The organism is Actinoplanes sp. NPDC051411, assembly GCF_040682075.1.
Taxonomy (GTDB): Bacteria; Actinomycetota; Actinomycetes; order Mycobacteriales; family Micromonosporaceae; genus Actinoplanes.
This window is the reverse complement of the sequence record NZ_JBFBAD010000028.1, coordinates 47,124-58,468: the sequence shown is the minus strand read 5'-3', so window position 1 is coordinate 58,468 and position 11,345 is coordinate 47,124. Positions and strand designations below refer to the sequence as shown.

At 70.0% G+C, this 11,345-nt stretch carries 12 protein-coding genes; 10 read left to right on the top strand and 2 right to left on the bottom strand.

The window, feature by feature from the left end:
- Positions 1–71: 71 nt before the first annotated feature.
- The 6 genes from AB0M88_RS17700 to AB0M88_RS17675 all read left to right on the top strand — a co-directional run bounded on the left by AB0M88_RS17700 (position 72) and on the right by AB0M88_RS17675 (position 6,592).
- The gene (locus AB0M88_RS17700; protein WP_364102597.1) at positions 72–1,190 is read left to right on the top strand and encodes a hypothetical protein; all 1,119 of its coding nucleotides are present in this window, start codon (positions 72–74) and stop codon (positions 1,188–1,190) included.
- A complete protein-coding gene (locus tag AB0M88_RS17695) occupies positions 1,177–4,110 on the top strand; it encodes a nitrate- and nitrite sensing domain-containing protein (protein WP_364102594.1) in 2,934 nt (977 codons plus the stop codon). The genes AB0M88_RS17700 and AB0M88_RS17695 overlap by 14 nt, the downstream gene beginning before the upstream one ends.
- Positions 4,107–4,574, top strand: a complete 468-nt coding sequence (locus tag AB0M88_RS17690; RefSeq protein WP_364102591.1) for a roadblock/LC7 domain-containing protein — start codon at positions 4,107–4,109, stop codon at positions 4,572–4,574. Before AB0M88_RS17695 ends, AB0M88_RS17690 begins: the two co-directional genes overlap by 4 nt.
- On the top strand, positions 4,571–5,035 hold the full coding sequence (locus tag AB0M88_RS17685; RefSeq protein ID WP_364102589.1) for a DUF742 domain-containing protein: 465 nt from the start codon (positions 4,571–4,573) through the stop codon (positions 5,033–5,035). The genes AB0M88_RS17690 and AB0M88_RS17685 overlap by 4 nt, the downstream gene beginning before the upstream one ends.
- A complete protein-coding gene (locus AB0M88_RS17680) occupies positions 5,013–5,639 on the top strand; it encodes an ATP/GTP-binding protein (RefSeq protein ID WP_364102586.1) in 627 nt (208 codons plus the stop codon). Before AB0M88_RS17685 ends, AB0M88_RS17680 begins: the two co-directional genes overlap by 23 nt.
- 92 nt (positions 5,640–5,731) lie before the next feature.
- Positions 5,732–6,592, top strand: a complete 861-nt coding sequence (locus AB0M88_RS17675) for a hypothetical protein (protein WP_364102583.1) — start codon at positions 5,732–5,734, stop codon at positions 6,590–6,592.
- Here the strand turns inward: AB0M88_RS17675 and AB0M88_RS17670 are convergent.
- Positions 6,573–7,286, bottom strand: a complete 714-nt coding sequence (locus AB0M88_RS17670) for an endonuclease/exonuclease/phosphatase family protein (RefSeq protein ID WP_364102581.1) — start codon at positions 7,284–7,286, stop codon at positions 6,573–6,575. The two genes, AB0M88_RS17675 and AB0M88_RS17670, sit on opposite strands and share 20 nt — an antisense overlap.
- Positions 7,287–7,845: 559 nt before the next feature.
- Between AB0M88_RS17670 and AB0M88_RS17665 the strand changes: the two genes are divergently transcribed.
- From AB0M88_RS17665 to AB0M88_RS17655, 3 genes are read left to right on the top strand one after another with little or no spacing between them, the layout of a single operon-like run.
- On the top strand, positions 7,846–8,973 hold the full coding sequence (locus tag AB0M88_RS17665) for a UDP-N-acetylglucosamine 2-epimerase (RefSeq protein WP_364102578.1): 1,128 nt from the start codon (positions 7,846–7,848) through the stop codon (positions 8,971–8,973).
- Between the two features lie 25 nt (positions 8,974–8,998).
- Entirely contained in the window at positions 8,999–9,349 is a 351-nt protein-coding gene (locus AB0M88_RS17660; protein WP_364102575.1) for a hypothetical protein, read from the top strand.
- Positions 9,350–9,380: 31 nt separating this feature from the next.
- Positions 9,381–9,818: a VOC family protein gene (locus tag AB0M88_RS17655; protein WP_364102572.1), complete on the top strand. Its 438-nt coding sequence runs from the start codon at positions 9,381–9,383 to the stop codon at positions 9,816–9,818.
- Positions 9,819–9,850: 32 nt separating this feature from the next.
- On the opposite strand, the gene AB0M88_RS17650 is transcribed toward AB0M88_RS17655, so the two are convergent.
- A complete protein-coding gene (locus AB0M88_RS17650) occupies positions 9,851–10,591 on the bottom strand; it encodes a dienelactone hydrolase family protein (protein WP_364102687.1) in 741 nt (246 codons plus the stop codon).
- Positions 10,592–10,692: 101 nt separating this feature from the next.
- Here AB0M88_RS17650 and AB0M88_RS17645 point away from each other — a divergent pair, with 101 nt between their 5' ends.
- Positions 10,693–11,253, top strand: a complete 561-nt coding sequence (locus AB0M88_RS17645; protein ID WP_364102569.1) for a helix-turn-helix domain-containing protein — start codon at positions 10,693–10,695, stop codon at positions 11,251–11,253.
- Positions 11,254–11,345 lie beyond the last annotated feature (92 nt).

Here is an 11,345-nt window from a genome sequence, read left to right as displayed (position 1 = left end):
GGAGGACAAAAGCAATGAACAGCCGGCGATCCCGTTTACGCTCCGCCCTCGCGGTGATTATGACGGTTTTGGTGCTTGTGCCGACAGCGATCCTGTTCGGCAGGGTTTGGCAGGACAACTCGGACCGCCACGCCAGCACGGCCCTGGAGCAGGAGGGCGTCGAATACCTCACGGCCCTCGCTCCCCTGATCAACTCGCTCGTGGAGTACGAGTCGTCGGCCGTGCAGAACATCGGTGCCGCTCCCGACTCCCTCAAGCCCGCGATCGCCAAGGTGTCGGACGTCGACAGCCGCCTCGGTGACGACCTCAAAACCAAGGAACGCTGGGCCGGTCTGCAAGACAAGATCGGCAAGCTGGCCAAGGTGCCGGGCGGCCAACTGGCGGTCTTCCAGGCCCACTCCGAGGTCCTCGACCTGGTCGTGGCGCTCTACGACGCGGTCCGGCGCAACTCCGAGCTCAACCGCGACCCCGACAACGACCTGTCCAACCTCCAGCAGGCGGTCGCGATCGACATGCCGGCGGCGGTGGAACACACCAACCAGATGGGCACGCTGGCCAACCTCCAGCAGACGCACAAGGGCGCGATCACCGTTCAGTTCGGCGAAGAGGTCCTCGCCGTACAGAACACGGTCGCCAACCTGACCGAGGACCTGCAGGCGGCGGTCGAGGACACCAAGAGCCAGACCCTCAGCGGCAGCCTGGTGACCACGCTCGACCAGTTCCGCCGCGGCGTCGAGTCGATGAACCGTGGTGCCAACCTGGGCGGCGACCCCAACATCGCGACCATCGCGGTCGCGCAGAGCTCGCTGCAGACGGCGCTGAACAGCCTCGCCGGCGTGACCCTGCGCGAGATGGACAAGCTGCTCGACGACCGGATGAGCTCGATCAACTACCGGCGGACCGAGGCGATCGTGCTCGGCCTGATCGCCATCGCGCTGGTGCTCGGTGCCCTGATCTGGCCGGCCACCGCGCGCCGCCGGGAGACCCCGGGCGCCCGGCCGGCCGGCGAGACCACCCGCGACATCGTCGCGAGCTCGCGGCCCGCCGGCTACGGCCCCGGCTCCGGGCTCCCGTCCGCCGGGTCGGCCCCCGGCGGAGCACCGGGCTCCGCCCCCGGCCCGTACGACCAGCTGCCCGCCTACGGCGAGGCCAACCCGACACGGCGGGAGCGATCCGGTGCTGTTCGGTAAGTTCCGCATCCTGGGCAAACTCGCCCTGCTGGTGCTCGTCCCGCTGCTCGGTGTCGTGGCGCTGACCATCCCGATCATCGTCAACCGCGCGACGGCGGCCCAGGACGCGCAGGACACCTCCAACCAGGTTCAGCTGGCCACCCGCGTCAGCACGGCACTGCAGCAGCTCGAGCTGGAGCGCCTGCTCTCGGTCGGCTTCGGGCTCGGCCTGGTCGACGAGCCGACCCTGGTCGTGCAGACCGCCAAGTCGGTCGACGCGGTGGCCCAGGTCGACGACGGCGGCCAGCCGGTCTCCAAGGAACTCAAGCGGGCCCTGCGCGGCGCCGACCGGCTCGACAACACCCGGCAGAACGTGCTGAACCGGGCGATCACCCCCGATGTGGTCGTCACCGAGTTCACGGACGCGATCAACCCGATCATCAGCGGCCTGGCGCTCTCCTCGACCGCCGACCTCAAGACCGGCGTCGGCCGGCAGGTCTTCGCGCTCGAACAGGCGCTGCGCTCCGACGACCTGATCAGCCAGGCGTCGGGCTATCTGACCGCCGCGACGATCAGCAAGCAGCCGGCCTTCATCAGCCTCTTCTATTCGACGCTGGTGCAGATCCAGCAGGTGATCGCGAACGCGCAGGCGTTCTTCACCGACTCCCAGTACAAGCTCTACATCGGAGCCCAGGACGCGTTCTCGTCCCGCGTCGGCGACCAGTTCCTGACCCAGGCCGCGGTCGACCCCAACCAGGCGGTGACGCTGCTCAACATCAAGACGCTGTTCCCGTCGCTGCAGTCGGTGCTCGTCCTCGGTGGCTTCGTCGAGAAGCGCGTGGCCGCCGACGTTGACGCCACGGTCACGACCAGCCGCGACAACGCCATCCGGGACGCGTCGCTGATCGGTGGCGGCGCCCTGGTGCTGCTGATCGTCGTGGTCGGGCTGTCGCTGTTCATGGCCCGCGCGGTCGCCCGGCCGCTGCGACGCCTCACCGGCTCGGCCGACCGCATCGCCCGCGCCGCCGAGGCCGAACTCGAACGCGTCGCCGACGACGAGGCCGAGCACGTACGCCCGATTCGACTCGACCCGGTCGACGTCGAGGCCCGCGACGAGATCGGCGACCTGGCCCGAGCGTTCGACCGGGTGCAGACCACCGCCGTACGCCTGGTGGAACGCCAGGTCATGGGCCGCCGCAACGTCGCCCAGATGTTCGGGCACGTCGGACGCCGTACGCAGAACCTGGTCGGCCGCCAGCTGGCCCTGATCGACAACCTGGAACGCCGCGAGACCGACAGCGACCGCCTCGGCGACCTCTACCGTCTCGACCACATGTCCAGCCGTCTCCGCCGGAACGCGAGCTCACTGGTCGTCCTCTCCGGTGGTGCCGGCGCGAACGAGCACATGGCACCGCTGCCGCTGGTCGACGTGGTCCGTCTCGCCCTGGGTGAGATCGAGGACTACACCCGTGTCGACCTGGACGTCCCCGACGAGATCGTGGTCGTCCCGGCGATCATCGCCGACCTCACGCTGCTGATGGCCGAGCTGATGGAGAACGCGACCACGTTCTCCCCGCCGCACACCCGCGTCGTGATCTCGGCCGGTGAGCTGCGCGGCGGCGCCCGCCTCGCGATCATCGACAACGGCCTGGGCCTGGCGCCCGAGCGCATGGTCGAGGAAAATGCCCGTCTGACCCGCCGTGAGCGCCTCGACCTGGCGCCCACCGAGGTGCTCGGCCTCTTCGTGGTCGGCCGCCTCGCCCGGCGGCACGGCATCGAGGTCACCCTGACCGAGTCGCCGGGCGGCGGCGTGACCGCCTGGGTCGACCTGACCCCGGCCCACCTGATCTCGAGTTCCGGGGTCGGCTCGTTGCCGGCGGCGCCGTTCCCGATCTCCGGGCAGCCGATGCCGGCCATGGGACCGGGATCGGCCACGCCGATGTACCACACCGCCGAGTTCGCGCAGGTGGTCACCGGTTCGTCGACGATCCGGTCGGCGCCCGGCAGCCTGCAGCCGTTCGATCCGGTGATGCTCGACCGCGCCACCCGCACGATCGAGGCGAGCGGCTCGTGGAACGCGTTCGCCACCCAGGCCGGGGCGACGATCGACGCGGAGTACGCCGGTCAGCCGGTCTACGACGCCGAGCCCGTCTATCAGCCCCCGGCGTACCAGCAGCCGGCGTACCAGCAGCCGGCGTACCAGCAGCCCGCCTATCAGCAGCCGGCGGCCTATCAGCAGCCGGCCTACGCGCAACCGGCCTATCAGCAGCCCGTGCCGCAGCAGCCGGCCGCCTACGAGCAGCCGGCGGCGTACGACCCGGGCGCTCCGGTGGCCGGTCGCGTGCCGGTCGCCATGCCGCAGCTGCCGATGCCGGAGCTGCCGGCCGCCGGTGGTTCCTCGTGGGGCCAGCCCACCCCGGAGCAGACGGCGTGGAGCACCGTGCCGCCGGCCGAGCCTCCCGCGATCCCGCGCCAGCGAGTCGAGGAGGACTACCGCTACACGACCCCGACCCCGGCGCCGGCCCCTCAGCCGGAGCCGGTCAACGGATCCGCCACCAATGGATCCGCGCTGCGCCGCCGGGTTCCCGGCAGCCAGCTTCCCACCGAGACCGGCACTGCGCTGCCGACCGCTCCGCCGTCGCCGGACGACGCGGTCGCGGCGCGGGCGGCGTTCGACGACTTCGAGGCCGGTGTGAGCCGGGCTCAATGGGATGTCGCCGAGACCGACATGTCCTCGCCGCCCTCGGCCGGACATGCACCTCTCGCCCGCCGAGTGCCGGGCGCGACACTGCCACGGGACGAGCCGCACAGCCCGCCCCCGCCGGTTGCGGCGCCTCCGCTCGACCCGGACGCCGCACGCGCATTGATGGAACAGTTCGAGTACGGAGTCGCACTCGCACTGAACGAAACTCAGCCGCAACCCGAGGGACAACCGCGATGACTTCCCCTTACAGCACCGAAACCGGTAACGGCCGTGACTACGCCCCCCAGCTGAGCGCCGAGGCCAAGACGTTCAACTGGTTGCTGGACTCGTTCACCTCGGGCACTGCGGGAGTGATCGAAGCGATCGCCGTCTCCTCGGACGGCCTGCTGATGGCCATGTCGGCGATCAAGGACCGGCCCAACGCGGAGCGCCTGGCCGCCGTGGTCTCGGGTCTGACGAGCCTGTCCGGCGGTGCCGCGAGCTGGTATCGCCTGGGCGCCCTCAACCGGGTCATCATCGACATGGCCGACGGCTATCTGCTGGTCACGGCGATCAGCGCCGGCTCGGTGCTGGGGGTCATCGCCGACCGGTCGGCCAACCTCGGCACCCTGGCGTACGAGATGACGCTGTTCGCGACGCGCGCCGGCGGCGCGCTCAGCCCGCGCCTGATCGCCGAGTTGAAGAACGCCGTTCAGCAATGACCTATCCGGACCCCGACGACCCGGCGCACCCGGCTCGGCCGAGCGTCCGACCCTTCCTGCAGCCTGGGCCCCAGCATTCGGCCGGTGGTTACCGCCCTTCCCCGCGAGGGGCAGAGCCGCCGGCCGACGATCGGGGCTCGACGCTGCGTCCGTTCGTCATCACGTCCGGACGCACCAACGGCGCCGATCCCGAGATCGGGATGGAAACGCAGGTGACCGTGATTCATGGCGCCCCTCCGGTCCGGCTCTCGCCGGAGATGCGCGCCATAGTGGGCCTCTGTAACGAGCCGCATTCGGTGGCGGAGATCTCCGCCATGTTGCGCCTGCACCTCGGAGTCACCCGCATCCTGGTCGGCGATCTCCGTGCTGCCGGCCAGCTGGACGTCCAAGTGCTGGACAACGAAACCCCCGACCCTGAGACCATCATGCGAGTGATCCGTGGACTTCGAGCAATCACCTGACCGCATCGTCGGCTACGCCCCTGTGGGCCAACAACGCCGGCAGAAGAAGGCCCCGGTCCCCGTCAAGATCATCGTTGCGGGCGGCTTCGGTGTCGGAAAGACGACTACCGTCGGCGCCATTTCCGAGATCTCGCCGCTGACCACCGAGGCCGAGATGACCTCCGCGTCGGTTGGCATCGACGATCCCGGCCAGGCCGTGATGAAGACCACGACGACCATCGCGATGGACTTCGGCGTCCTCACCATCGACCAGACGCTCAAGCTCTACATCTTCGGTACTCCCGGCCAGTCCCGCTTCGCGTTCATGTGGGACGACCTGATCAAGGGAGCCCTAGGTGCCCTGGTAGTGGTCGATACCAACCGCATCGACGACTGCTATCCGGCGATCGACTACTTCGAGCGGGCCGGTCTTCCATTCGTCGTCGGTGTCAATACCTTCAACGGACATATGGTCCACAGCCTGGACGAAGTGCGCTGGGCCCTGGCGATTCGCGAAGACGTGCCGGTGCTCGCCTACGACGCCCGTTTCCGCGCCTCGGTGCGCGACGCTCTGCTCGTGGTTCTCGATCGCGCGCTCGACAAGGCGCTACGGGCGAAATCGTAGGGTAACGGCCGGGTCGCAGAGATCGAGGTTCCCAAATCGGCCTTCGAACAGGCACAGTTGATACCGTCGAACCTGACGGGAAGGACTGTGACGTGCGAGGCGGACTGGACGACGCGCTGGAAAAGCTGGCGCGCCGCGACGAGCTGCGTCGCCGGGCGGCAAACGAGGCCACCGGCGGGTCGGCGGGCGTGACCGAGCTCGTCGAGGCGATCGCCGGCGTCGTGGGCCGGCATCCCCGGCTCGGCGTCACCGTCGGTGTCGAGGGTGACGGCGACCCGATGGTGCTGCGGTTCTTCTATGAAGACGGCCAGGTGCAGGTCACGGCGGAAAACAACCTGGCGGCCCAGCCCCGCGCCGACTTCGACGTCGAGGTGGGCGAGCCGGTCGAGGAGTTCCCGCCGGCCTATCCGGGCGCCGGGGCCCCGCGGATGAGCCACGACGATCAGGATCGTTTCGGCCCGCACTATGGATATGAGCAGCCCACCCCGGCCTACCAGCAGCCGGCCCACTACGCCGAATCCGACACGGCCGAACGTCGCTACGGCGGCTTCGAGCAGCCGGCGGCCGCCTACGGCCCGCCCGAGGCGACGGAGTCGACCGACCTGGGCTCCCGCCTGCGCGATCTGGGCATGGCGTCGTCCCGCGACCCCCAGCACGAGTTCCCGCCGCATCCGCTGGCTCCCACGCCGCCGCCGGCCGTCCCCGCCCAGACCACGCGGCGCATCGATCCCGAGCAATACCGCGCTCCGGTCGAGCCGGCGGCCAACGAGCGGGCGGGCGTGACCGAGCGCCTGATCCCGCCCGCGCCGGCCGAGCCCCGGGGCATGCCGACGCCGCTGCCCCAGCCGATTCCGCTGCAGGTCGAGCGCCCGGAAGAGACCGAGATGGCGGCCCGGCGGCTGGCCGCTCTGCTGCGCGACGATCCGACCCTGCTCAGCCAGCGCCCGGAGTGAGGGCGCTCCCGAGGTAGACGCGATGGTCCGACATCGCGGTCACCACGGTGGACGCTTGGGGCTCGACGAACTGCGACAGGAAGACGTAATCGATCTTCTTCGCCGCGTACGTCGGCCGGTCCCCCATTTCCGGATTTCCGGCTCGGGTCTCGTCCAATTCGGTAAACCGCGCGAACATCGGCCCGAGCGCCGGATCACCGGGCAGCGTGTTGAAGTCTCCGCCGACGATCACCGGATGGCCGGCCCGCGATCCGACGAATCGCTCGACCGCTTGCAGTTGCTCGCGCAGCGTCTCCGGAGGCGACGGCGACAGATGCACTCCGGCCACGAATGTCGGCCGGCCGGCGATCGTGGCGGTCACGCCGAGGAGCACGCGATGCTCCAGCCCCGGTGACGTCGGCAGATGATCGACCACGCTGCGCGAGATGTGGCCCCGCACCAGGACCGCGACGCCGAATCCGGTGCCGTGCCGGGGGTCGTCGTTCGCGCAGGCCGGACTCTGGGTCTGGGCCTCGAAACGGCCGCTGAATCCGCGCCGGGCCAGCAGTGCGCGGACCCGCCGGAACTGGGTGTAGCAGAGCTCCTGCAGCAGCACGACCCCCACACCCCGCCGGGTCGCCACCTTGGCGACGAATCGCGCGGTCGTCGCAACCTCGCCGTGGCGGCAGACCCCGCCGCAGACATTGAACGACATAAAACCCAACTTCCCGTACGCGTCCCCGCGCGCCCCGACCTCGGAACCGGGGCTGGACGGCCTCTCGGGCGGGCTCCCGGCCCATCCCACACTGGTGAATCCGAGCGCCAGCAGTACCCCGCCGGAGACGACAGCCAGTAGCGACCAGCGCCGCCCGGCCGAGCCCGCCTTCACCGCGACCACAACAGTCCGTCAACGCCCGTCCGTCCCACCCCTGACAATCTCCTCAGGCCCATCCATTCACCTTTCACGTTCACAAATACGCAGTTCCTCGCAGGACCCGCGAATCGGACGTTAGGCCCGGGAACGCCACCCGAGCCATCGGCCGATAAGCCGACAAATGAGATTCACTCTTGCCGGTCAATTACTCTCCGCGTTGACAACTAAGCAATCCGAGAGCGAGCGAATCCGCCCGGTTTACGTGGTAATAGCGGCCCTGGGTCGTCTGGGTTCGGCCTTTCGGCCACAGTCCGTGACCGTGTGTGGCGAAGCCTTGAATCACGCTGAGTAACTGCATAACGTTCGACCCGCCGCGCAACCCCCGAGCCGGAGTCTGAACATGCCACTGCCCGAAGTCCACCTCGTCGGTGGCACCAGCGCCGAGGCCGCCCGCCTCGCGCCGGTCGCGACGGCCATGCGCGAGCTGGCCCGGATCGAGCCGATCCTGCTCGCCGCCGGCCCGGAACCCTTGAGCTTCGCCCAGACCCTGGCGGTCTTCGAGCTGACCGCCGGGCTGGCCGTGCCGGCCGGGGCCGACGACGCCGAGACGATCTGCCGGCTCGACCAGCTCTGGTCGACCCGCACGCCGGCCGCGATCGTCGTGCAGGGCGACACCGGGGCGAGCCTGCCCGCCGCGGTCGCCGCGTACTGGCGACGGATCCCGGTGGTCCACCTGGACGCGGGACGGCGCTCGGGCGACCTCGGCGCGGCCGGCCCGACCGAGCCCAATCGGCGGCTGCTCACCCAGGTCAGCACCCTGCACCTGGCGGCCGCCCCGCTCGCCGCGATGAACCTGCTCGACGAGCGGGTGCCCGGCGGCGACGTGCTGCTGACCGGCAACACCGCGGTCGACGCGGCGCTGGCGCTCCGCGACCGCCGGCCGCCCTACGCCGACCCGGACCTGGCCGCCCTGCGCGACACCGGCGCCGCGCCCCGGAACCGCCTGCTGGTGGTCGGGATCGGGCACACCGACGGCGTCCTCCTCGAGCTGGTCCGCGCGACCGTACGCCGCCTGACCGCCCGGTACCCCGACCTCGACGTGGTCATGCTCGGCGCCGAACCGTCCGGCCGCTCGCGCCGGGTCATCGGCGCCGGCCCTCTCCCGTACGCCGACCGCGCCCGCCTGCTCGCCGAGGCCTACCTGGTGCTGACCGACGACGGGGAGCTGCAGGAGGACGCGCTCGCCTCCGGCGTTCCGGCGCTGCTCCTGCACGAGACGACCGACCGCATGGAGCCGCTCCACGCCGGCTGCGCCCGCCTGGTCGGCGCGGAACCGGAGACGATCCTCAACGACATCGCGTCGTTGCTGGACAGCCGGGTGCGGCGCGATTCGATGACCGCGAGCGGTAACCCGTACGGCGACGGCCTGGCCGCGAAGCGGGCCGCGCAGGCCACCGCCGCCCTTCTCGGGCATGGCCAGTTCCCGGAACCGATGCCCGCCCGGCCGACGGCCGGCGTGTCCCGCTAGATCATCTACACCGAAGGAGATCTTGATGGACGTCGCCGGTTTCTGGACCAGGTCGTGGGTCAACGACGACCGGCTCGCCGTGCGCAAGCTGCTCGCACCCGACGTCGAGGTGGAGTGGAATCTCGACGCGGCGGTCGACGACGAGGAACTGGTGCGGATCTTGCACAAGATCGCGGTCTTCGCCGACTCGGTCTCGGTCGTCGCCCGGACGCCGGCCGACGACGGCGCGGCGCTCGTCTACGACCTCGTGGCGCCTTTCGGCACCGCTCGAATGATCGAGTTTCTCGCGGTCGCCGACGGGCGGATCACCGAGGTACGCCAGGTCTATGACGTGACCGCGACCGACCGCTTCTTCCCGGGCCTGTACGAGCAGTAAGCCTGTCGTACCCCGCCGCTAGGGTGCGGTCATGCCATACGACTTTCAGATCGTGGTCGACTGCGCCGACCCGCACGCGATGGCCGACTGGTGGGCCGAGACCCTCGACTGGCGGGTCGAGCCGCAGAACGCCGACTTCATCCGCCAGATGGTCAGTCAGGGCCACGCGACCGAGGCCGAGACCATGACCCACCGGGGTGCGCTGGTCTGGCGCACCGGGGCGGCGATCAACCATCCCGACCCGCTGCCCAGCGGCGCCAAGCGCCGGGTCCTCTTCCAGCTCGTGCCCGAGCCCAAGACGGTGAAGGACCGGCTGCACCTCGATGTCTGGGTCGGCGAGGCCGATCGGGACGCCGTGCGCGACAAGCTGCTGGCGCGGGGTGCGACCTTCCTCTGGGAGGCGCACCAGGGTCCCCACTCGTGGTACACGATGGCCGACATCGAGGGCAACGAGTTCTGCATTACGTGAGGAGCCCGGGCTCCGGGCCCCTCACGTAGAAGTCAGCGGGTGCGCTCGAGCAGGGCGAACAGGGCCGCCCAGTGCCGCTCCTCGCCGGGCTGGTGATACATCGCCGTGTCGGTCATCGTGTAGCCGTGCGGCGAGCCCGCGTAGAGCTCGGAGGTGTAGGTGACACCGGCCTCGTCCAGGGCGCTCTCGAGCGCCTTGATCTGGTCGGGCGTCATCGAGCCGTCATTGTCGGCGTGTCCGAAATAGACCTCGCCGGTGATCGACGCGACCCCGAGGTGCGGGCTGTCGGCGTCCTCGGTGACGACGCGACCGGCGTGGAAGCTGCCCAGGGCCTTGATCCGGTCCGGGAAGGCCTCCATCGCGATCAACGCGTTCCGGCCGCCCATGCAGTAGCCGACGATCACGACCGGGCCGGCCGCCACGCCGTCCTGCGCGGCGAAGAAGTCAAGGTAACTGGCGGTGTCCGCCCTCAGGCGCTCCGAGGTGAGCTGCTGCATCATCGGCATCAGCCGGCCGAAGGTGGCGCCACGCTTCTCCGGGTCTTCCAGATCGGCCGGGTCGACCAGCGGCGAGCGGCCACCGCGGTAGAGGATGTTGGGGGCGAGCACGGCATAACCACGCTCGGCGATCCGCGCCGCCATTTCGGCGATCCGCGGGCGGAGCCCGAAGGCGTCCATGAAGAGCAGCACGCCCGGATACTGTCCGTCACCTTCGGGACGAACCAGGTAGGCGTCCGCCGCCCCGTCCGCGGTGGGAATGTCCAGGGCCGTCATCGTTGTCGACACGCGTGCCTCCTGCGCAAAAACGTCTTACTGACCGCCGCGACCGTACACCAACCGGGGATACGTCCCCGCAAACGTCGTACTCTTTGTCCATGGCCACCCGATTGCGCGCGGATGCGGAGCGCAACCGTGCCGCCCTCCTCCACGCGGCCCGCGAGATCTTCGGTGAGCAGGGGCTCGACGCCTCGCTCGACGAGATCGCCCGACGGGCCGGCGTCGGCAACGCTACGCTCTACCGCCGCTTCCCCAGCCGCCGCGACCTGATCGCCGAGGTCTTCGCCGGGCAGATGAACGAATGGGTCGAGCTGGCCGACCGGTCGCTCGCCGACCCCGACCCGTGGAACGGCTTCGTCATCTACGTGACCCGCGTCTGCGAGATGCAGGCGACCGACCGCGGCCTCTCCGACCTGCTGGTCAACGCCAGCTTCGACGACGACGAGCGACTGGCCCGGCTGCGCGCGACCGCCCAGCGCGGCGCCGTCGAGGTGATCGACCGGGCTCAGCGGGCCGGGTCGCTGCGAGCCGACTTCACCCGGCTCGACATCCGGATGCTGATGATGGCGAACGCCGGCGTGGCCGGCCGCTCGTCCGATGCCGGGGCCTGGCTCCGTCACCTCACGCTCTTCCTCGAGGGCGTTGCTACCGGGCGGTAACGCGACTGCTACCTCGGGTCATTTAAGGATGTTTAAGGTCTGTACAAGGTCCTGTAAGGCAATTCCGGACCAGGATTGGCTCCCGTCGTCAC

Bases quoted from the DNA above. Each gene is read 5' to 3' on its own strand.
- AB0M88_RS17690 (WP_364102591.1), top strand. From the start codon at position 4,107: ATGACTTCCCCTTACAGCACCGAAACCGGTAACGGCCGTGACTACGCC.
- AB0M88_RS17685 (WP_364102589.1), top strand. From the start codon at position 4,571: ATGACCTATCCGGACCCCGACGACCCGGCGCACCCGGCTCGGCCGAGC.
- AB0M88_RS17670 (WP_364102581.1), bottom strand. From the start codon at position 7,286: ATGTCGTTCAATGTCTGCGGCGGGGTCTGCCGCCACGGCGAGGTTGCG.
- AB0M88_RS17665 (WP_364102578.1), top strand. From the start codon at position 7,846: ATGCCACTGCCCGAAGTCCACCTCGTCGGTGGCACCAGCGCCGAGGCC.
- AB0M88_RS17660 (WP_364102575.1), top strand. From the start codon at position 8,999: ATGGACGTCGCCGGTTTCTGGACCAGGTCGTGGGTCAACGACGACCGG.
- AB0M88_RS17655 (WP_364102572.1), top strand. From the start codon at position 9,381: ATGCCATACGACTTTCAGATCGTGGTCGACTGCGCCGACCCGCACGCG.
- AB0M88_RS17650 (WP_364102687.1), bottom strand. From the start codon at position 10,591: ATGACGGCCCTGGACATTCCCACCGCGGACGGGGCGGCGGACGCCTAC.
- AB0M88_RS17645 (WP_364102569.1), top strand. From the start codon at position 10,693: ATGGCCACCCGATTGCGCGCGGATGCGGAGCGCAACCGTGCCGCCCTC.